Below are 20,300 nucleotides of genomic sequence, written 5' to 3'. Positions count from 1 at the left end.
GAAACTACGGTGATTTAAAGCCTTAGGAAGCTTTTCTCATTGTAATGATTTGCGGAATCCAAAACCAGAATGGTGGCTCACGTTCCGATATAGCGGGCATGTAGCGAACGGGCCTCGGCCGGGTCGCTGGTTCCGTGGACGATACAACGCCCGTCTCCAAACAGTGTAAACGCATGTTCGCCAATGTTCGCTCGAAGCAGGTAAGGATTCGCCTCAACCGTTCCGAGTGGCTTGAGTTTCTCGGCAAATTCTGCGAGATCGATCTCGTTGTCCTCGGGAAAACTCAACTGAACGGCATCTCGCCCACAGAGAACCGCCCACTGGCTCCCCTTTTGCCCCGATAGCCATGCGAAATCGCGCTGGCCGCAAGCTAGGCAGTCTGCGTTGCCTTTAAGGCCGTCTAGCTTGACTGGGCGGATGCGATTTTCCCACAGGTCGAACACGGTTAACGTTCGGTTAATCTGCTGAGAATGACCGCTAAGTATTTTGAGTGCTTCCATGCTTTCAATGGATGCGATTACCCCGATGATCGGAGCCAGAATTCCAGCCGTGTCACACGTTGGTGTTGTGCCTGGTGGTGGAGACTCCGGAACGACACATCGCAGGCAGGGCGTTTCCCCGGGAACGATGGTCATGGTCTGCCCTTCGGCACCAATGCAACCGCCGTAAACCCATGGAATACCAAGTTCCAGCGAGGCATCATTGAGCAGAAACCGAATCTCGAAGTTGTCTGTCCCATCGACAATGACATCCACTCCATCGCAAAGCTGGCGGATATTGCGATGGTCGACATCGGCAATCTCAGCTTCGATTCGAATGTCCGCGTTGGCTGCTTCCAGGTGGTTCTTTGCCGCGATTGCTTTAGGTAAGCGTTGGCGAACATCCTCTTCCGTATAAATGACTTGCCGCTGAAGGTTATTCCACTCGACGAAGTCGCGATCGACGATCCTTACGGTTCCCACGCCTGATCTGGCTAGGGTGTTTGCGATCACCGAACCGAGTGCCCCGAGACCAACAATCAACGCCGTCGACTGCGCGAGCTTCTCTTGCCCTTCTCGACCGAAGCGGGCATAGCTCATCTGACGAGCGTACCTGGCAAAAGGATCGCGATTCGGCTGGGTCATGAAGATGCTTTCGGAAGTAGCCAAAGGCCTGCGTAGTCGGCACCGTGGTCGAGATCGGCTTGGAATTGATCGCACAAGCCGCGAAGTTCTGCTGGTGAGCGATTCTCTGTATTACATTCTCGCATCGCAACGATGGGAAGTCGACGATTGGGGCTCCAGCCCAAAGAAAGTCGCGATTCGGATACGGCGATAAACTCTGCCCATTCCGGTACTTGTCGTGAGGCTTTCAAGAAAGTACCGAGCAGAACGTGCGAGTGTGCAGCATCGCGATAATCTTCGTCGCAGTTGTTTGGGAGAAGGATCATCGTCACGGATACATGGGCGCTAAGCCGGGAGATTTCGCTCGCCAAGTCATTCTTCTTAACTTGTGTCGCGTCGACGATCATTGCCGAACCGATTTTATCGGTTTGAGCTAAGGCTGCTGAACCAAGCGGCGGTACGATGGGCAATAGTCCATCTTGATATGGAGACTCCTTCATGAGATGCGTTTCTCTCGGCTGGAGTGCCGTTGCACGGGCAACCCAACGTCGATCTTCCCAGTAGAAGCTGTCGCCCTTGATTCGAATGTCTCGGAGACCAATCGTCGAAGACGTGCCGAATATGCCACGCATTTCATAGAGAGCAGGCGTGCGAGTAGACCATAGGACAGGTTCGAGTATGGTCGCCTTCCAGGCATCTTGTGCACCTAGCTTTGACGGAACGAACTGGAATTTCGTTGTCAGGGTCTTGCCACGCGAACTGAATGGACCTTCTAAGAAGGCACTGCTAGAAAACGTAATTCCATGTTGTTCGGGAAAGCACCAGATCTCGGCCTGGATAGTCGAGGTGCTTCCCTGAATCAGCATCTCGGCGTCTCCCTCAGTGATGCAGAAAGCCATGTCCGATCATGCTTTCAAGGTCTTCAGTGCTGCCGCCAAGTGCTTCCCGGTAATGGAATCGGGATTCGCAGCAATCTCTTCCGGCGTACCCATGGCGACCACATTGCCTCCCTCGTCGGCGGCACCCGGGCCCAGGTCAATGATATAGTCGGCGGCCATCATCACGTGGATGTTATGCTCGACGACGATCAGCGAATGGCCAATTTGCAGCAGGTTTTCAAAGCAATCCAATAGCTGCACGATGTCGGCAAAGTGTAGGCCGGTGGTTGGTTCATCCATCAGGAACAGCGTACGTGCCTTCTTGGTGGTCGCCAGATTACCGGCCAGTTTCAAACGTTGGGCTTCCCCGCTCGATAGCGTATTGGCCGGTTGGCCGAGACGAAGGTAATCGAGGCCCACTTCGTTGAGCAGGTTCAGCTTGCCTTGTACCTTGGGCTGACCGCGGAAGAAGACGAACGCCTCGCGAACGGTCATGTTCAGCACGTCGGCAATGCTTTTGCCACGGTAGGTAATTTCCAGGACTTCCTTCTTGTAGCGTTGCCCTTTGCATTCAGGACACTTGACGTAGACGTCGGCCATGAACTGCATGTCGATGGCGATGTGCCCGTCCCCGTTGCAACTCTCGCAGCGGCCACCTTGAACGTTGAAGCTGAAGTGGCTGGCCGTCAGGTTGCGAGTGCGGGCCTGCATGGTTCCGGCGAAGACGTTACGGATTTCGTCGAAGGCTTTGATGTAGGTGACCGGGTTCGACCGAGGCGAACGACCAATCGGTCCCTGGTCTACCAGTACGACGTCGTCGATCTGGCCGTCGCCGAAGACATCGTCATACGGCAGGCTCTGGATATTCTCTTTCTTTTTGCGGCGGCAAAGTGCCGGGTAAAGGGTTTGATCGACGAGTGAGCTCTTGCCTGCTCCAGAAACGCCAGTGACAACCGTTAGGACCCCCAGCGGAAACTCGACTTCCAGGTTCTTCAGGTTATTGCCGCAGGCTCCTTTCAGGCGAACTCTTCCATGCGTGGCCGTACGACGGTCTCGTTTGCGGACCACGCTGCGGTGGCCGGAGAGAAACTCGCCGGTAAGGCTGTCTTCGTCCCCTTCGATTTCGGAAGGAGACCCCTGGAACATGATCTCGCCCCCTCGCTCCCCTGCCCCGGGACCGAACTCGACAATCTGATCAGCGGCACGAATAAGCGTTTCTTCGTGCTCGACGACAACCACCGTATTGCCACGATTCCGCAGGTCGATAATCGCTTCATTGAGCCGCGTAATGTCGCTCGGATGAAGCCCGGCCGTTGGTTCGTCTAGCACGTACAGCATATTTACCAGGCTCGAGCCGAGCGTGCTGGTGAGCGTGACCCGTTGCGCTTCGCCACCACTCAAGGTTCGCAGCGAACGATCCAACGCAAGATAACCAAGCCCCACAATACACAAGTACTCTAAGCGAGCGAGTACTTGTGGCAGTACCTGGCGGCAAAGGGCGCTCTCATAGGTGCTGAGGTTCAATTGGCGGAAGTGCTCTAAAGCGTCCACGATTTTCATCGAGGAGATCTCCGCGATATTCTTCCCATTAACGCGAACGGCCAGGGCTTCCGGGCGAAGGCGAGTTCCTCGACATGATTCACACATGCGAAAGCTTCGCCAGCGGCTGAGGAAGACGCGCATGTGCATTTTGTACTTGCGGCGCTCGAGCCAGGCGAAAAAGCCCTTCAGACCGCCGAACTCGCGTTCAGGTACGCCTTCGATGATCAGGTTGATTTGGGCTTCGGTCAGATCGCGGTAAGGTGTATTGATGGGGATGTCATAGTCGGGAGCCAACGCGATAAGTTCTTCCAACTCGTGCTTGTAGGCAGGCGTATTCCAAGGGGCGATGGCACCTTCGGCAATCGACTTGCGACGATCAGGGACGATCAGGTCCATGTCCATGTCGATGATGTTGCCGAAGCCTTCGCACTCGGGACAGGCCCCCAGGGGGCTATTGAAGTTGAACAGCCGCGGGTCTGGTTCGATGAATTCCAGGTTGCATGCTTCGCAGCGAAGTTGGCTACTGTAGCGAAGGCTCTGCCAGGTCGTTCCATCGATTACGACGGCACTCCCCTGCCCTTTTAGTTCGCCTTCTTCCTGGGGCTGAAGCAGTATCTCACAGACCCCGTCGCCGTGTGCGAAGCCGGTTTCGAGCGATTCCCTCAAGCGTTCGATCTTGAGCGATTCGAGCGTCAGTCGGTCGACGACTACCGAGATCGTTTCGCCATACTCAAGCCGCTTGCTGAGGGCCTCGTCCTGTTCCGGGGTCAACGAAATGGTCTCGCCAGCCACGATGGCCCGGACGAAGCCGTCTTCGCGCAACTGCTCGATGACCCCTTCGCACTCATCACTTTCGCAAGCAACGGGAAACGCGACCATCATCCGGCCGCTTCCCCCTGCCCCGCAGATGTGATCGGCGACGCGCCCCGGGGTGTCTTTGGTAATTGGCTGATTGCAGCTGGGGCAGATAATATTTCCGATCTTGCTGAAAAGAAGCCGGAGATAATCGGTGGTTTCAGTTGCCGTGCCCACCGTAGACCGGCTGGAGCGGGTGTCGTTTACCTTGGTGACAGCCAGGGCCGGGGGGATATTGTCGATCCGATCCGCTTCGGGTTTTTCCAGCCGATCGAGAAATTGCCGCGTATAGGCAGAGAAGCTTTCGATATACCGGCGCTGTCCCTCGGCGTAGAGCGTATCGAGGGCCATACTCGTTTTCCCGCTTCCACTTACTCCACAGAAGACAATCAGCTGACGGTGCGGAATATCGAGATCGACCTTTTTCAGGTTATGAACTTCGACCCCTCGGGCCTCTATCTGCAGTGTCGACAAGGTTCGCCTTTCCTCTGGATGTGATCCATCATGGCAAATGGAATTTTCATGTTACCCAGAATGTTGTTGTCAGAATACCAGGGGGGGAGGACTGTCCACTTGTTCAGGCCCTGGGGGTGGGATAAGTTTTCTTTGTTCCGAGTATCCGTGTTCCTAGAGGGAGTGAATTGGAAATGAAGATTCAGAACATCGATCAAGGCGACGCCATGAAGGTCGAAATGGATGGTGTTTCCGGTTGTCAGGTTAAACAATTGATCAGTCAAAAAGATGGTGCCCCGCTGTTTGCCATGCGCCAGTTTGAAGTCGCCCCGGGAGGATACACGCCCCACCATCATCACCCGTACGAACACGAGGTTTACGTGATCGCTGGGGAAGGCGTGATCTTGGAAAACGACTCCCCCCGTCCGATCAAAGCTGGGGACGCTATTTTGGTCGAGCCGGACGAAGTTCATCAGTTCCGAAACACGGGCAGTTCTCCGCTGAAGTTCTTGTGCCTGGTTCCCAACGCGGCCAATAACGCCCAGTTTCCGCCTGAGTGTCAGGAATAGCTCTTAGGTCGTCGTTGCGGTTACTCCAGCCCTCGCTTCGTGGGAATGAAGAAGGAAATCTTTTCATGTCGGTTGAAACGGATATTCAAAAGCTACGTGACCAGATCCGCTACCACGATCGGAAGTATTACGTCGAAGCAAGTCCAGAGATTTCGGACCTTGATTACGATAAGCTGCTCAACAAGCTCAAGGATATCGAGTCGCAGCATCCCGAACTGATCACCCCTGATAGCCCGACGCAGCGGATTGGTGACGCTCCGGTTCCGTATCTGGAGCAACATGAACATCGCATTGCGATGCTTTCGATCGACAATACCTACAGCTTGGAAGAGCTGAAGAAATACGGCGAACGCATCAATAAGCTGCTGCCCGATGAAAAGATTGCCTGGGTGGTCGAACTCAAGATCGACGGTGTAGCGGTATCTATTCTGTACGAGAATGGTGTACTGACCCGGGCACTGACCCGAGGTAACGGAACGGTTGGGGACGATATCACGCATAATGTTCGCACGATCGCCGACGTGCCGCTTAAGTTGTCCGGCGATGACGTGCCACCGGTACTGGAAGTCCGGGGCGAAATCTACATGACCAACGCCGACCTGGTGAAGCTCAACGAGAAGCAAGCCGAAGCAGGCCTTCCAGCCTACAAAAATACCCGTAATGTGACGGCCGGGACGATTCGTTTGCTTGATCCACGCATCGCCGCAGAGCGAAACCTGCGGGTATTCTGTCATGGCGTCGGATACGTCGAGGGGCTTAAGGCAGCCTCGCATACCGAGTTCCTACAAGAGTTGAATTCGTACGGATTGCCTGCGACTCCGTTTGTTAAATCGTTTGTCGATTTCGAATCCGCTATCGAACACTGTCAGGAGTTGATTGAGTCGCTTCATGAGTTGGAATTCGAGGTAGATGGGCTCGTTCTGAAGGTCGACCGCTTCGAACAGCGTGAACGACTCGGCTCGACCTCCAAGAGCCCTCGCTGGCTGATCGCCTACAAGTTCGAGAAGTATGAAGCGACCACCAAGGTCAACAATATCGAGGTCCAGGTCGGCAAAACGGGGGCCATTACACCGGTGGCAATTTTGGAGCCGGTCGAGCTTGCCGAGACGACCGTTTCGCGGGCAAGCCTACACAACGCTGACGAGATCGAACGTAAAGATGTTCGTATCGGCGATGTCGTTGTCGTCGAGAAGGCAGGCAAAATCATTCCGCATATCGTTCGCACTGAAAAACACGAACGAAAGGAAGATCTTCCCCCCTTCCCTTTTCCAACTGAATGCCCTTCCTGCGGTACGCCTGTGGTTAAGGATGAGGGAGGCGTTTACATTCGCTGCCCCAACTGGCAAGGATGCCCGGCCCAGATCAAAGAACGCATTCGCTACTTTGCGACGCGAAATGCGATGGATATCGAAGGCCTGGGGGACAAGCTGGTCGACATGCTGGTCGACGAGAAGTTGGTGAAGACATACGGCGATTTGTATCGACTTACTTCGGATCAAATCGCCGCCCTGCCCCGCATGGGGAAGAAATCTGGCGACAAGCTTGTTGCCGCAGCCATGGAAAGTAAATCACGCGGACTTGGCCGCCTGCTGAACGCCCTTTCCATCCGCCATGTAGGTGCCCGAGGCGCAGAGCGTTTGGCCCTACACTTCGGGACGATCGACAAGTTGGTGGAAGCTTCGGAAGAAGAGATTGCGGAAATCGAAGACATTGGCGGCGTGATCGCCAAGAGTGTTCGTGAATTCTTCCACGGAGAATTCGGCAAGGAGACGATCGAAGATCTCAAAGGCGTCGGTGTTTCGATGGAAACTGCCAAGCGAGGTGAAGATGCCGGGCCGGCGGTTTTTGGAGGAATGACGTTCGTAGTGACAGGCACACTGGAGAAATTCACTCGAGACGAAATCGAAGAACTGATTCGAGCCCGAGGTGGGAAAGCGTCAGGAAGCGTTTCCCAGAAGACCAGCTACGTCGTTGCCGGCGACAAGGCGGGAAGCAAGCTCGAAAAAGCTCAGGCATTAGGTGTGACGGTTCTCAATGAGCAGCAGTTCGCCGATCTGCTAGAGGAAATGGACGCTGCGGCAAATTGATCGTCCGTGAACTGGGTTGGTTTCAAACCGATCGATTTGTTATCGTCACGCACAGTTTATGGAACAACAGTCGGTTCACAGGCAAGCACCGCCGTGAACTGAAATGCTAGCGTCGCAAGGATGCGTCAAATGCGCGTTTGTGGATTCACAATTCTGCGAGACGGTGTACGCTTCGGGTACCCGTTTGTGGAGAGTATTAAGTCGGTATTGCCACTGGTCGACCGGTTCGTCATTCAGGTCGGGGATTGTTCGGACAATTCGCTGGAAGTCTTGAAAGCAATCGGCGACCCGAAGATCGATATCGAAATCACGCCATGGGACCCTGAAATGCGGAAGGCCGGCGAAGTGTTGGCCTATCAGACCAACCTGGCGATGGACCGTTGCGATGGTGACTGGTTTTTCTATATCCAAGCGGACGAGGTGATCCACGAGGTCGATTACCCTGTCATTCGCAAGGCTATGCAAGACAATTGGCACAAGCCATGGGTCGACGGAATTCGCTTTCGGTATCTACACTTCCGGGGTGACTACAGCATTCGCGATCCGCTGGGTTACCGCCGCCAAGTGCGAATTGTGCGGAACGACCCTCAAATTCGTAGCGTTGGCGATGCCTGTGGTTTCGGAAAGAATGGACACCGATTGAATTCGAGCCTGATTAACGCCCGAGTCTTCCATTACGGGTATGTCCGTCCTCCTAAAGCCATGGCTGAGAAGGCTGCTCAATTCCAGCAGTTCTACGTCTTTGACAAGAAGGGAAAGCAGGTCCGGAACATCAAGGATCGACCCCTCGAAGAAGTCGGCGAATACATTTACGACATGCAATCGTGTGTTCCCTATAAGGGAACTCACCCTGCTCTGATGGCGGATCGTATTGCCGCAAAAGACTGGGAAACGCCCGAGTTTTCGCATGTCCCGCTTTGGCGCAACAAATTCTGGTGGCATGGTCGACTGAAGAAGGCCATTCCTCAACTGTTCAATCCCAAGCAGCCGCGAGTCGATCATACGGCGAAGAAGTCGGAGACAAACTCTGTTTCCGCCCAGCCAGAGTCCCAGGCGAGAGCAGCCTAAAGCTATTTGTTGCGATTTCAACGCAAACCGACATCGATATCGGTTTGCCGTTGATACTTGCAGAGCAACAGGTCAACAAAGTAAAGGCCATCTAATTCAGTTGAATCAGATGGCCTTTTTTGATTCGTGGTGGAGTGAACCGCCTGGTTCGACTACTTCGCGGATGGTTCGATGTCTTTCAGCGAACGTCCGAGACGCTTTCGGCTACCGGTCCGAGTGCTGGTGCTGCTGGAATTCGAGGCATTACTGATCTTCTGCGTCTTGGCATTTTGCAGGAAGCTCAGCATGTTGTTTTCAGAGCCTTCGGCTTCGGTTGGCATTCCGATTTCTTCCACGGCGTCTGAAACGCCCAGCAAGACAGCCGACTTGACTCCGTTACGCATCCATTCAAAGAAATTGAAGTTGTTGCTCATAATCCAAATACCTTTTCTTACCGCCCGAGACTTATGTGGGCGCGAAGGGTACCAGGATGGTTGTAGCGGGTCTAGGGCAAAACCTCGGCAACAATACAACACAACGCTTCAGCTTGAATGCTGTCAAAGATGCCTCTTCCAACGGAAAACGCACTAGTAATTCATTCGCTACAACCCGAACCGTCCTATATAAATTTAAACTGGGCAATCTGAAAAGACCTTCATGCTTGCATAAAGGGTGACGATAACCACTGCTATCGTACGGAAACGATTAGCAAATCTAGGATGAATGCTGGCCGCAGGAGGCAGGTGGACGATGAGCGACGGTTATCGCAACTTCGATGGGGAAGAGCACGCCTACGAACCTTATAGTTGGGGTTCTTTTGCGTTTGGGATCATATTAGGCGTGGTCCTGGTCTACGTCTTTGCCGTTCGGCCTTCGGAAGAACAGCTCCACGATCTCAACATTCGCGTCTCGCGTTTGGATCGCTCGGTCGAAAAACTTAGCAAAGCCGCAACCACGATCAGTGGCACGAATGATCTGTTGGCTTCATTGGAAGAACAGAAGCAACTGACGCAGCGCGTTAGCGCGGTCAACGATCAGCTGCTGGCTCAGTTTCAACGTCTAACGGCCATGGAACTTGCGATGCACGAGGCTGAGGTCACGCTCGATCGTATCTCGAGTCTCCATGATCGTGTTGCCAGTCAGTATCCTGCCGCGATTCAGGCAGAGCATGCGTTCAATCAGTCGGCCAATCTGCACTCGCAGCTGATCCTGGCCCAGGGGGATGTTCGCAAGGCAAAATTGACGCTGGCTGATCTGGTCAACTTGCAGGATCGACTCGTGTTGCAAGCACAGCAAGCGAAGCAGGCAGACCTGGTTTTGCAAAATGTTTTTGCGATGCAGCAAGAGTTGGTTGATGGGCAATCTCGCACGAAAAAAGCCCGTCAAGTTGCCAATGACATGATCCAGATTGAAGCCGACTTGATCTGCCAGATGGGAGATTCCCAATTTGCGGTTCAATCTTTGGAGCAACTTCTGACGATGCAGAAACAATTGAATCGCGCCGGACGCGATATGGAGGAAGCGCAGTCCACCGTGGGGGAGCTCCTCGCTCGACTTGGATCCCCGACGCCAGCTTCGTCTCCGTCCTCGCCAGTCAGTCCGTGGAAGGTGATTCAGAGCCTGACCAGCCAAGTGAGCCAGCAGCGATTGTTGCCGATGAACCAGTCGGAATTACAACGCCTTGCCCAGCACTTGACTCAGGGTGCACCCCCTGTTGTTGCCGACCTTGTCGCACCCAGTGCTGTGAAGGTCCGCTAAAGAGATGGATTCGACGATTGTGTCGATAGGCTCACCCAAAACAATTGCAGTTTGATACGGCGGCACGGAGGTCATAAGTCCTTGTACGCCAGCATTAAGAGCGTCCCTAGCTGCTTGCAGCTCGGGACGCTCTTTTTTTTGCACATGGCTCATTCATTGCGCTAACGATTGGTATTGGCAACAGGTCAGAATTTCTTTATACGACTCCTCTCGGTAATTGCCCACCTTGGAGTCCGACAAGGAAATTCCCCGAATGGGATGGATCTTTCCACATTCGATCTTAATTGTGTCCCTGATCTCGCTTACGACGCTAGCGTCGTATTCGCATGCTGCGGATAGCGAAGACTTCGATGGGATCGGACTTAGCTACTTCGAGCAGTCCTCTGTTGATAAATCAGACTCTGAATTCGTTCATTACCTGATGCCTGAGGATGATGTGCAGTCCTTTCTCACATCTGTCTTAGAGTTACCGCCTCTGCCAGAGTTGCCCAAGCCGAAGCCAGAAGAAGAGAAGCCTGTAGAGCCTACGCCAGAAGAGGTGGAAAAGCCGAAAGACGCCAAAAAGGATGAGAAGCCGAAGGAAGAGGAAGAAGATACATACGGCTACTTCGACTATGTTCCTTACGGCCAGTACTACCATGTCGACTACTGGTTCGGCAAAGCCAAGTGGAAGAACAGTGCTGAACTGGGCCTGAACGGTCAGACAGGTAATACAGAATCCAATAGTTTGCGTGTGGGTGCTAAGATCAAACGAGAAGGGGATGCGACTGTCTTTTCAGCGGATATCCGACACCTGCGTACGAGCGACAAAGATGGTCTGACGCAAAACAACGCCTATGTGAAACACAAGTTGGAGTGGCCGCTGAAGATTCACGAGAAATGGTCGTTGTTCGAAAAAACGGATGTCGAATACGATGAATTCAAAGCCTTTGACATGCGGTTGGTGTTCAACGGCGGTGTCAGTTACAAGCCATATAAGACCGATGCAACCGACTGGACATTGTCGATCGGTTCTGGTTTTTCACAGGAGTACGGAAGCCCACAGAAGGGGATCATTCCTGAAGCCACTTTGGGCTCAGAGCTAACCCATCAGATTACCGAGAAGCAGTCGTTTCAGATCAAATTTGAATTCTTTCCAGCATTTGAAGCAAACCAGGGCTACCGTAGCGTGACCGACGCGAGTTATACGATCGCTCTGGATCATGGGCTTTCATTGAAGCTTAGTGCGGAAGATCGCTACGATAGTACGCCAAATAATCGCAAAAGAAACGACTTGGATTATGCCTGTTTGCTGATCTGGCAATTCTAAGTTGGCTTGAACAACCGCTTGGCGCATCGGCTGGAAGGTTGGTTTATACTGGGGTAAATCGGAACACGTTTCTCGTCCCCATTACGACCTTCCTTGGAGCCCTCCTCGATGCGTATTCTGTCGTTGTCCTGGTCTTTCTTGCTTTTATTTGCTCTTTCTACCTTAACCTTCGCCGACGATGCCAAGCTGAAGGCCCTGATTATCGATGGTCAGAATAACCATGGAGTCTGGCCGAAAACGACGCAGATGATGAAGTCGTACCTTGAAGGATCCGGCAAGTTTACGGTCGACGTCGCAACTACTGGGAAAAACTCGACCGAAGGGTTCGCTCCCGAATTTAAGAACTACGATGTAGTCGTCAGCAATTACAACGGCAAACGATGGCCCAAGGCTACCGACGAGGCATTCGTCGAGTACGTGAGAAATGGGGGCGGGTTCGTTGTCGTTCATGCCGCGAATAATTCGTTTGGCGACTGGGACGAGTACAACCGTATCATCGGACTAGGGGGATGGGGTGGACGCAACGCCAAGAGTGGCCCCTATGTTTACTTCGGCAAGGATGAAGAACTCGTCCGCGATACGTCCGAGGGGAACGGGGGACACCATGGCCGCCAACATCCATTTCAAGTAATCGTGCGAGATGCAGATCACCCCATCACCCACGGCATGCCCAAGTCGTGGATGCATACCCAAGACGAATTGTACGATCAGCTACGTGGACCGGCCGAAAACATGAAAGTGCTGGCCACCGCCTACGCCGATCCGGCGACCGGTGGAAGTGGACGGCACGAACCGATGATCATGACCATCGACTACGGCAAAGGGCGGATCTTCCACACCCCCATGGGGCATGGTGATTATTCCATGGAGTGTGTCGGCTTTATTTCGACACTGCTACGCGGAACGGAATGGGCTGCTACTGGTAAGGTAACGCAAGCGATTCCAGATGATTTTCCTGAACCCAACGCCGAAGCGAAGCGTCCTTACAAAGCAGAAAACAACTAGTCGCTGGACTAATACGTGGGCATGCTTGGGTCGATATCTTGGGCCCAAGCATGAATTCCTCCGGCCATGTTCTGTACTTTGGGGAAGCCCTGCTGACGCAGCCACTGGGTGACTCGCATGCTGCGACCGCCGTGGTGACAATGCACGACGATGTGCCGTTGGCGGTGGGAATCCAGTTCGCCGATGCGATCCTGGATCTCGCTCATTGGAATGAGAGTGGAACCAGCAATCCGAACCAGATCGAATTCGTTCTGTTCCCGGCAATCCAGCAGGATGAAATCGGCATTCTGTTTTTTCAGTTCCTGGACTTCGAGACAGGTCGTTTCGATGGGCAGGCTGGTTTCTTCAGACATTTCTAATTCCTGGCAATTGAAGTTCGCGTACCGACGAATCTAAAGGATCGGCCCGTCCATCGTCCAGTAGGACGTTATCTGATAAGTTGATTGGTTTCCAGGACGCACGCCTTTCTCAACTAGTATGCCGATGAGCATGAATCTCGAAGCAAGCCGAATATTCTCGATCGAAGTCGTCCAGAAACTTCAGGCAACTGGCTTCCAGGCTCTCTGGGCAGGGGGGTGCGTTCGAGATTTGCTACTGGGAAAGCCGTCGAAGGATTTCGACGTCGCCACCAATGCCACACCTGACGAGGTTCGCGACGTTTTCGGCCACGACCGTACTCTGCCGATCGGGGCGTCGTTTGGCGTCATTACCGTGCAAGGAGGCAAACGGCGTGGCCAGGTCGAAGTTGCGACATTTCGGACAGACCTGGGGTATTCCGATGGTCGTCGTCCGGATGAAGTTCGCTTCAGTAGTGCCGAAGAAGACGCACAGCGACGAGACTTCACGATCAACGGGATGTTCTACGATCCCATCCAAGAGAAGGTTCTCGACTATGTCGGGGGACAACGTGACCTGAAGAATCGCCTTGTCCGCAGCATCGGCAACCCATTTCAACGTTTTGAAGAAGATAAACTGCGAATGCTTAGAGCGGTTCGATTCAGTTCAACGTTCGCGTTTGATTTGGAACTACAAACTCAGCATGCGATTCGCGAGTATGCCAGCCATATTCATGTTGTCAGTGCGGAACGAATCGCTGCCGAAATGCGGCGGATGTTGGCGGATAAACATCGCATGATTGCCGTGCGAATGCTGCGTGATCTGACATTGTTGCAGGAAATTCTTCCTGAGGCAGAATCAACCGTTGGTCATGCGCTGAGGTGGAGCGAAACGTACCATTCCCTCGAGCGTTTGACTGTCTGTGACTTTCGCGCAGCAATGGCGCTAATATTGAGATATGCGTGCCAGAATAGCTTGCTGAACGGCAATCCGCTCAAGCCGCTACAACCGGCCGATGTGGTGTGTCAGCGGTGGAAACTGACGAACGACGAGACCAAAACGATCCAGTGGCTTCTGCGGCACGAAAATACCATTCGCCAGGCAGATCAGGTTGCCTGGCCAAAGCTCCAGCGGTTACTCATCGCAGATAACGCACCGTTGCTGATTGCGACTGGGTTTGCCGTACAACGAGCTCGAGGCAATTCCACGGTAGGTGTTGAACACGCCGATTCATGTTTGAGCCTGCCCGAGGAAGAATTGAATCCCAATCCTCTTCTATCCGGAAGCGATCTGATTAAGGCCGGATATAAACCAGGCCCTCAGTTTCAACGAGTGCTCGAGGCGGTTCGTGATGAACAACTGGAGAAACGCCTGCACACGAAAGAAGACGCTTTGGCATTTGCCAAGGCTAATTGGGAATGATACCAACACTTTCAAACGACATATGCGACACCGATAAGAGAACCGAAGGATAACTCAATGGACTTGCTGCTGGAATTGATCATTCGCTGGGCCCACATCCTACCTGCCATCATCCTGGTTGGCGGATCGCTATACATGGTCTTCGCACTGCATCCCGCGATGCAGGCAACCGAGTTCGCCGAAAAGGCCGATCTCAAAGCTGCCATCCGGGCACGTTGGGCCAAGGTCGTGATGATTTGTGCCGGCATTGTGGTTCTGAGTGGGATTGCGTCGTTGGTCCTTCAGGCCACCACCTACGATTTCCCTCAGAAGTACTATCATCCGGTGGCTGGAATGAAGTTCCTGCTGGCCCTCGTGATTCTGTACATCGCCAGTTTGCTTTCGGGGCGAAGTAAGAATGCCGAGAAGTTTCGCGAGAAAGAGGCCTTCTGGTTGAAGTTCAATGCTGCCCTGGCCGTCATTCTGGTCTTGATGGCTGGGACGCTTCGTGTGGCCGATCGAGTGCCCAAAAGTGCGGATTCTACCGATTCTGCGGCCCCAACCACTTCCCTTGAAGCTACCAACGGCGAGAATTCTTAACGTTCGGGGGGAAAGCGACTAAGATGGAGTCACGCCGGTGGCTATCGCCAAAGAGGTCGCCGGCGAAGATTCTTCCCCTCTCGATGATTAGGTGTGCCTGCCATGTCCGACCGAAATGAGGCCTTGGCCGTTTTAAAGCAAGCTCGCGATAAACTGCTGGTTCGCATGACGGAAGCGATCCTTGAGCAAGCCGAAGAGATCGTTGCCGATGCGGAAGGTGAGTCGTTTCTCAGTGAAATCGAAACGCTGTACGACCAGATGGGAAACAAGCTGGCACATCTCAATCAGATGATCGCCAATCTGCCGGCTGAGCCAGTATCGCCGGAAACCTCGGATCTATTTGCCCGGGAAGATCAGGCAGATGAAATACCGCCGGCTCGACTGCCTCATTTTCCTTTGGCAACGCAATCGCCAATGGAACTGGCACCACATGTCGAACGTGATGATCTCATCGGGTTACCTGCTCCTGGGGTAAGTTTGCCAAAGGCCCCCGCTTTTGCTCGCTTTGTTTCCCATATCGAACAAGGCGAAACCGATCAGGCAGGGGATATTATCGCCCAAATCTTGGGGCTTTCCCCCTATAGCGGCATGAAGTGTGCGGAAACGTTCTCGGCCAGGTATCAAAGCGATACGGCCGTTGTGGTCAAGGCAATGCGTATACGCCAGGAACTCACCCAGAACCGGTTCAACGATGCGTTGATGCTCATGCACGAATGCTTCGGACTTCAGGGAATGGAAGCGATGATTGCCCTGCAAAAGATGCGTGAGATCATTGCCGCTCCTTCCAACAGCTAGTACAACACAATCTATTCACAGCCCGAAACATCGGAGACTTCATGGACAAGAAGCAAAAGAAGCGTCTCGATATTCTGCAGAAGAAGATGCAAACGTTGAACCAGAAGCTGGCTGGCGTCAAAGAGCAAGCCGACGAGCCTGGTGAAGTGGAAGCGGTCGAGCAGGAAATTGCCAAGACTCGGGAAGAAATCGAAAAGCTCAAAGCTTCCTAAAAAGATTCGCATCTCGCACAGCAGTTGCTTAAACTGCTAGTCATCTCTCGTCCCTCCTTTCCCACCTTTAGGACGATTACTGCGATGCGACGAACTCATGTCTTCTCGATGGCAGGCACATTCCTGGTGCTTGCCTGCTCGGTTGTTTCGTTGGCCAATGCTCAAGATGCCGCGGATGTTCTTCCGCCTGGGCAAATCCCGGATGATGCTCGCTTGGCTCCACCAAAGGATCTGGACGGCTACTTTCCGTTCTCGCCCCCAGCAAGTCTTGCCGAGTGGAATGTCCGAGCGGAAGAGGTTCGTACGCAACTAAAAGTCGCACTCGGTCTTTGGCCATTACCACCAAGAACACCGCTCAACTACACAGTGGTCGGGCGACACGAATTTGAAGACTATGCCGTATCGAACGTACGACTGGAGAGCGTGCCGGGGCTATTTGTCACGGGTAATCTGTACGAACCGGTGGGAAAAGAAGGTCCTTTTCCAGGCGTTCTTTGTCCCCATGGCCATTGGGCGAACGGGCGATACTACGTTGCCGACCAGAAGGCCGTCAAAGAACAACTTGAAAGTGGCGCAGAAGCCGACGCCATAGCGGCCGAAAACCCGATACAAGCCCGCTCGGTACATCTGGCTCGCATGGGGTGTGTGGTTTTGCAAATCGACATGCTTGGCTATGCCGATAGTCAACAGCTATCGTACGAACTCGTTCACCGGTTTGCGAAACAGCGAGCTGAGATGAACACGAACGATCGCTGGGGGTTCTTCAGCCCACAGGCTGAATCGCATTTGCAGTCAGTCATGGGCCTCCAAATCTGGAATTGTATTCGTTCGCTGGATGTGCTTGAGGGTCTTTCAAACGTCGACAAATCTCGCTTGGCCGTCACGGGGGCCAGTGGCGGTGCGACGCAAACGATGTTGGTATCGGCGATTGATCCGCGCTTGGCCGCCAGCTTTCCAGCAGTGATGGTTTCAACGGCTATGCAAGGAGGATGTACTTGCGAGAACTGTTCGCTGCTACGTGTCGGGACCGGCAATGTCGAGTTTGCCGCACTCTTCGCTCCTAAGCCTCAAGGGCTTACGTCTGCCAATGACTGGACGGTTGAATTTGAAAAAAAAGGTTATCCGGACCTGAAGAGGTTGTATGGTTTGCTTGATGCAGAAGATCAGGTAAAGCTAACCGCACGAACGGAGTTTGGTCACAACTACAACCGTGTCTCTCGTAAGGCAATGTACGAGTTGCTCAACAATGCATTCGATTTGAATGCCTCGACCGAAGAGAGGCCGTTCAACAGGCTAGGAAGTGAAGAGCTTTCTGTTTGGACTGACGAGAACCTTCCATCGTACAAGCCTGATTTTGAACGTGACTTGCTGGAAACGCTAACAAAGGAGTCAGACGAGCAAATCCAGCCATTATTGCTGGGCGATTCAGACGCATTCGACAAGTACCGACAACTGGTGAATCAGGCGTTGGATGTTGTTGTTGGGTGGAAGAATCCTGCGACCGACCAGGTCGACTTTAAAGTGGTAAACAAACAGCAACAGGAAGACTTCTTGCTGATCGCCGGTTTGCTACGTAACGACCAGAATAAGTCTGAATTGCCTGCTTTGTTTCTTTACCCTAACGAAAACTGGAATGGCCATACGGTTCTCTGGTTGTCTCAGGATGGCAAGTCAGGCGTCTTTGATGCAGGGGGAAGACTCAAGTCTGAGGTCGCTAAGTTGGTATCCTCTGGCATTTCTGTCGCTGCTATCGACCTAGTTTATCAGGGTGAGTTTTTGTCCGATGGACAGCCTCTTTCGCAAACACCCAAGGTTAAGAATGAACGTGAAGCTGCTGCTTATACCCTAGGGTACAATCATTCGGTCGCCGCCGAGCGGATTCAAGACATCCTTTCGATGGCAGCCTTCATGCGAAGTCACGATCGACAACCGAAGTCGATCGGGCTGGTTGCTCTTGATCCCACCATGGCGGCTTTGGGAAGTGTGGCCATTGCCACACAGTCGAATGCGTTCGATTTTGGGGTGCTCAAGACCAATGGTTTTCGGTTTGGCCATGTGAATTCGATCCGGTCACCGGATCTTTTACCAGGTGGGGCGAAGTATGGGGACGTGCCAGGCTTCCTGGCAATGGCGGCTCCTACCCTGCTGCGTGTGATTGGTGAAGATGATGCAAGCGAGAAGCCGGTACAATTGGCTTACAAGCGAGCCGGAAAGCCAGAGATGCTGTCGGATCAGCAGTCGGATGTATCGCCCGTTGACTGGATCATGAACCAGCTAAGTGCCGTAGTTACACAGTAGCGACTACGCCCCGCAGAAGAGAGCCTTAGAAAACCGTTATGAGGCCATAACGAGACCCATAGATCGACGACGCTTCGGCATGCCTGGTCCATTGAACTTCTCCTCCCTGATCTACCAATCCGATTGCGTCAATTTCATTCCACCCACGGACATTCTTCGAATCGAGATAGATCTTCACTTTCTTCGTTTGCCAGATCGTCGCGAGCGGGATCTTCGAGACTCCGCCGCCTGAACCTTGCGGGGTGGGATCGACTCCTTTCCAAACGACCAACTCATTACCAAGCGGCGTGAAAATCGAGACTTTATTGACGGCACCAGGGTTGTAGGTCTCGTGAATGCGCAGTTCTGACGGTGTCACGGCATTCTCAAACTGAGCAATGACCCACTCGTCCTGTCCATCGGGAGTTGCTGACGCCCACGCGGTACCATAGTCACCAAAGTTTTTCGTGTTGGGTTCCCCATACAACTGCTCGACTCCCCAGGAAGTCTTCACTCCACGAGCCCGAGCGAGTTCGACTTCCAGATCGATGATTTGGTCCGCTAAATCATTTCGATCACGCCGCCAGGCAATGGCGACACTCACGAGCAGGACGAGCATCAGCAGCGTACTGATACGCATTTGAAACCAACTCCAACTCAGAATGGGCAAAGCCATGCGGATCGAGAACCCCGCCAGGGGAGAACCCAGGTGGAATCGATAAGTCTTCCAGCGAGCCATGACATCTATCCCATAAATATGGTGACGACGCTATTTCGTGTGAAAGGGAGACGAATCTTTAGATTATCAGGATTTAGGAATATGACCCGAAAGATGCAACTATCGATCTTGCTGATTGCTTGTCCGGGCACCGACCATGCTGGGAAGCTGAGCCGAGGTTGCTACTCGCAATCCGCCCTTAATGGGCCTTAAATGGGGGTCTATGTTGTAGATTCCGTCCTGTTCCTTGACGGGAAGGCGAAGGTCACGCTCCGAGATCTTGCCATCGATCGCATGCCAGGCGTTTCCCTCAAATTGAAACGTCTCGGGCGAGGTATGTGGACCAACGTTGACGCTGCGAAATGCCTGATCGGCTTTGAATTGAATGACGTTGTTTCGGAAAACGCCATTGCGGCACGGAACGAACCCCGGCTCGGTCGTTTCCTGCAAGATCCGGATGACCCATTTCGCGGGATCAACAATCGTATTGTGCTGGACGACGGCTCCATCGACGCCAACGAACGCCATCGCGGCCATTCCGCCGATAAACGTGCAATCCTCGACGGTGATGTCTTTTGCTTCATACGTTGCTCCCGGGGGTCTGAAATAGGCCAAACCTGTACTTCCGCCGATGTTCACTCCGCGGTGGCCACACTCGACAAATAAGCACCGCGAAACAACTATTTCACTTGTTCCCCCTTTAAGTTGGACCCCACTGGCCGAGTTCATGGTGTTGAAGGTCATGGAGCAATCGCGCACGACTGCCTGATGGCAGCCAACCATATCGATGGCCGAGCCCCCTTTGCCCCAACGCTCGATCTGGCAGTTCTCGATGGTGAGATGATCGACGCCTGAAAGCTTGATGCCGTCGCAATTGCCGCCGGGGCCTATATCGTGGACATGCAGATTTCTAAGGGTCACGTGCAGAGCAGGGGAGTCGTAGGTCCCAGCATCGTCGATGTTCAAACCGTTTTGTGAGGTGCCGCGGATCTCCAGGTTTTCGAGCACCACATAGGCAGGGTCAGAGATTTGCATTCCAAAGTTACCACCCTCGATGACACAACGCTTGTCTACTTCTTTGCCGCGGATTACGACGGGCTTATCGGCTGTTCCGTGTAGATCTTTGATTGAGATGCTACCCGGCAGCGAATGGGCTGTGATGGTAATCACAGTGCCAGGATTGGCCTGGGATACGGCTTGAAGAAGTTCAGCTTTCGTCGCAACTTCGATGTCGTTAGCGGCCGTGGTGGACGAGACTAGCAGCAGCAACAACAGGGGAATGACCAAAAGGAGGGGCATGGTGAGGCCTGGTATGGAAAAGTGTGGTCATAAGGCACAATGCGCAAGGCATTTTC

At 53.3% G+C, this 20,300-nt stretch carries 18 protein-coding genes; 11 read left to right on the top strand and 7 right to left on the bottom strand.

Annotation, left to right across the window (positions count from 1 at the left end):
• Positions 1–77: 77 nt before the first annotated feature.
• The 3 genes from C5Y96_RS16575 to uvrA are packed head-to-tail and all read right to left on the bottom strand — an operon-like array spanning position 78 to position 4,852.
• Positions 78–1,124: a ThiF family adenylyltransferase gene (locus C5Y96_RS16575; RefSeq protein ID WP_105355576.1), complete on the bottom strand. Its 1,047-nt coding sequence runs from the start codon at positions 1,122–1,124 to the stop codon at positions 78–80.
• A complete protein-coding gene (locus C5Y96_RS16570; RefSeq protein WP_105355574.1) occupies positions 1,121–2,002 on the bottom strand; it encodes a hypothetical protein in 882 nt (293 codons plus the stop codon). Before C5Y96_RS16570 ends, C5Y96_RS16575 begins: the two co-directional genes overlap by 4 nt.
• A 6-nt stretch (positions 2,003–2,008) precedes the next feature.
• Positions 2,009–4,852, bottom strand: a complete 2,844-nt coding sequence (uvrA, locus tag C5Y96_RS16565; protein WP_105355572.1) for an excinuclease ABC subunit UvrA — start codon at positions 4,850–4,852, stop codon at positions 2,009–2,011.
• A gap of 173 nt (positions 4,853–5,025) precedes the next feature.
• On the opposite strand from uvrA, the gene C5Y96_RS16560 reads away from it, so the two are divergent.
• The 3 genes from C5Y96_RS16560 (at position 5,026) to C5Y96_RS16550 (ending at position 8,555) form a co-directional block, all read left to right on the top strand.
• A complete protein-coding gene (locus tag C5Y96_RS16560) occupies positions 5,026–5,400 on the top strand; it encodes a cupin domain-containing protein (protein WP_105355569.1) in 375 nt (124 codons plus the stop codon).
• Between the two features lie 65 nt (positions 5,401–5,465).
• The gene (gene ligA, locus C5Y96_RS16555; protein WP_105355567.1) at positions 5,466–7,487 is read left to right on the top strand and encodes an NAD-dependent DNA ligase LigA; all 2,022 of its coding nucleotides are present in this window, start codon (positions 5,466–5,468) and stop codon (positions 7,485–7,487) included.
• Positions 7,488–7,616: 129 nt separating this feature from the next.
• On the top strand, positions 7,617–8,555 hold the full coding sequence (locus C5Y96_RS16550) for a glycosyl transferase (RefSeq protein ID WP_105355564.1): 939 nt from the start codon (positions 7,617–7,619) through the stop codon (positions 8,553–8,555).
• Between the two features lie 152 nt (positions 8,556–8,707).
• Here C5Y96_RS16550 and C5Y96_RS16545 read toward each other — a convergent pair whose 3' ends face one another.
• Positions 8,708–8,968: a hypothetical protein gene (locus tag C5Y96_RS16545; protein WP_105355561.1), complete on the bottom strand. Its 261-nt coding sequence runs from the start codon at positions 8,966–8,968 to the stop codon at positions 8,708–8,710.
• 316 nt (positions 8,969–9,284) lie between these two features.
• Here C5Y96_RS16545 and C5Y96_RS16540 point away from each other — a divergent pair, with 316 nt between their 5' ends.
• The 3 genes from C5Y96_RS16540 to C5Y96_RS16530 all read left to right on the top strand — a co-directional run bounded on the left by C5Y96_RS16540 (position 9,285) and on the right by C5Y96_RS16530 (position 12,606).
• On the top strand, positions 9,285–10,292 hold the full coding sequence (locus tag C5Y96_RS16540; protein WP_105355558.1) for a hypothetical protein: 1,008 nt from the start codon (positions 9,285–9,287) through the stop codon (positions 10,290–10,292).
• A 253-nt stretch (positions 10,293–10,545) separates the two neighbouring features.
• On the top strand, positions 10,546–11,601 hold the full coding sequence (locus C5Y96_RS16535; RefSeq protein WP_105355556.1) for a YdiY family protein: 1,056 nt from the start codon (positions 10,546–10,548) through the stop codon (positions 11,599–11,601).
• Between the two features lie 108 nt (positions 11,602–11,709).
• Positions 11,710–12,606 (top strand): ThuA domain-containing protein, encoded by an 897-nt coding sequence (locus C5Y96_RS16530; protein ID WP_105355554.1) that lies wholly within the window; start codon positions 11,710–11,712, stop codon positions 12,604–12,606.
• Between the two features lie 8 nt (positions 12,607–12,614).
• Here the strand turns inward: C5Y96_RS16530 and C5Y96_RS16525 are convergent, their stop codons facing one another.
• Positions 12,615–12,959, bottom strand: coding sequence for a rhodanese-like domain-containing protein (locus C5Y96_RS16525; protein ID WP_105355552.1), 345 nt, complete (start codon positions 12,957–12,959; stop codon positions 12,615–12,617).
• 136 nt (positions 12,960–13,095) lie between these two features.
• Here C5Y96_RS16525 and C5Y96_RS16520 point away from each other — a divergent pair, with 136 nt between their 5' ends.
• From C5Y96_RS16520 to C5Y96_RS16505, 5 genes are all read left to right on the top strand, one after another.
• Entirely contained in the window at positions 13,096–14,364 is a 1,269-nt protein-coding gene (locus C5Y96_RS16520; RefSeq protein ID WP_158261268.1) for a CCA tRNA nucleotidyltransferase, read from the top strand.
• Between the two features lie 57 nt (positions 14,365–14,421).
• Complete coding sequence (locus C5Y96_RS16515) at positions 14,422–14,943, top strand: hypothetical protein (RefSeq protein ID WP_105355548.1); 522 nt, start codon at positions 14,422–14,424, stop codon at positions 14,941–14,943.
• 102 nt (positions 14,944–15,045) lie between these two features.
• On the top strand, positions 15,046–15,738 hold the full coding sequence (locus C5Y96_RS16510) for a hypothetical protein (RefSeq protein ID WP_105355546.1): 693 nt from the start codon (positions 15,046–15,048) through the stop codon (positions 15,736–15,738).
• 41 nt (positions 15,739–15,779) lie between these two features.
• Complete coding sequence (locus C5Y96_RS27620; protein ID WP_199188722.1) at positions 15,780–15,950, top strand: hypothetical protein; 171 nt, start codon at positions 15,780–15,782, stop codon at positions 15,948–15,950.
• 84 nt (positions 15,951–16,034) lie between these two features.
• Complete coding sequence (locus C5Y96_RS16505) at positions 16,035–18,248, top strand: acetylxylan esterase (protein ID WP_105355543.1); 2,214 nt, start codon at positions 16,035–16,037, stop codon at positions 18,246–18,248.
• Between the two features lie 25 nt (positions 18,249–18,273).
• Here C5Y96_RS16505 and C5Y96_RS16500 read toward each other — a convergent pair whose 3' ends face one another.
• The gene (locus tag C5Y96_RS16500; protein WP_105355541.1) at positions 18,274–18,966 is read right to left on the bottom strand and encodes a hypothetical protein; all 693 of its coding nucleotides are present in this window, start codon (positions 18,964–18,966) and stop codon (positions 18,274–18,276) included.
• 99 nt (positions 18,967–19,065) lie between these two features.
• A complete protein-coding gene (locus C5Y96_RS16495; protein ID WP_105355538.1) occupies positions 19,066–20,244 on the bottom strand; it encodes a right-handed parallel beta-helix repeat-containing protein in 1,179 nt (392 codons plus the stop codon).
• Positions 20,245–20,300 lie beyond the last annotated feature (56 nt).

The organism is Blastopirellula marina (assembly GCF_002967715.1).
Lineage (GTDB): Bacteria > Planctomycetota > Planctomycetia > Pirellulales > Pirellulaceae > Bremerella > Bremerella marina_B.
The sequence above is the reverse complement of the archived record's forward strand: the minus strand, read 5'-3'. Positions and strand labels throughout refer to the sequence as shown.

Bases quoted from the DNA above. Each gene is read 5' to 3' on its own strand.
- C5Y96_RS16575 (WP_105355576.1), bottom strand. From the start codon at position 1,124: ATGACCCAGCCGAATCGCGATCCTTTTGCCAGGTACGCTCGTCAGATG.
- C5Y96_RS16570 (WP_105355574.1), bottom strand. From the start codon at position 2,002: ATGGCTTTCTGCATCACTGAGGGAGACGCCGAGATGCTGATTCAGGGA.
- C5Y96_RS16560 (WP_105355569.1), top strand. From the start codon at position 5,026: ATGAAGATTCAGAACATCGATCAAGGCGACGCCATGAAGGTCGAAATG.
- ligA (WP_105355567.1), top strand. From the start codon at position 5,466: ATGTCGGTTGAAACGGATATTCAAAAGCTACGTGACCAGATCCGCTAC.
- C5Y96_RS16550 (WP_105355564.1), top strand. From the start codon at position 7,617: ATGCGCGTTTGTGGATTCACAATTCTGCGAGACGGTGTACGCTTCGGG.
- C5Y96_RS16545 (WP_105355561.1), bottom strand. From the start codon at position 8,968: ATGAGCAACAACTTCAATTTCTTTGAATGGATGCGTAACGGAGTCAAG.
- C5Y96_RS16540 (WP_105355558.1), top strand. From the start codon at position 9,285: ATGAGCGACGGTTATCGCAACTTCGATGGGGAAGAGCACGCCTACGAA.
- C5Y96_RS16535 (WP_105355556.1), top strand. From the start codon at position 10,546: ATGGGATGGATCTTTCCACATTCGATCTTAATTGTGTCCCTGATCTCG.
- C5Y96_RS16530 (WP_105355554.1), top strand. From the start codon at position 11,710: ATGCGTATTCTGTCGTTGTCCTGGTCTTTCTTGCTTTTATTTGCTCTT.
- C5Y96_RS16525 (WP_105355552.1), bottom strand. From the start codon at position 12,959: ATGTCTGAAGAAACCAGCCTGCCCATCGAAACGACCTGTCTCGAAGTC.
- C5Y96_RS16520 (WP_158261268.1), top strand. From the start codon at position 13,096: ATGAATCTCGAAGCAAGCCGAATATTCTCGATCGAAGTCGTCCAGAAA.
- C5Y96_RS16515 (WP_105355548.1), top strand. From the start codon at position 14,422: ATGGACTTGCTGCTGGAATTGATCATTCGCTGGGCCCACATCCTACCT.
- C5Y96_RS16510 (WP_105355546.1), top strand. From the start codon at position 15,046: ATGTCCGACCGAAATGAGGCCTTGGCCGTTTTAAAGCAAGCTCGCGAT.
- C5Y96_RS27620 (WP_199188722.1), top strand. From the start codon at position 15,780: ATGGACAAGAAGCAAAAGAAGCGTCTCGATATTCTGCAGAAGAAGATG.
- C5Y96_RS16505 (WP_105355543.1), top strand. From the start codon at position 16,035: ATGCGACGAACTCATGTCTTCTCGATGGCAGGCACATTCCTGGTGCTT.
- C5Y96_RS16500 (WP_105355541.1), bottom strand. From the start codon at position 18,966: ATGGCTCGCTGGAAGACTTATCGATTCCACCTGGGTTCTCCCCTGGCG.
- C5Y96_RS16495 (WP_105355538.1), bottom strand. From the start codon at position 20,244: ATGCCCCTCCTTTTGGTCATTCCCCTGTTGTTGCTGCTGCTAGTCTCG.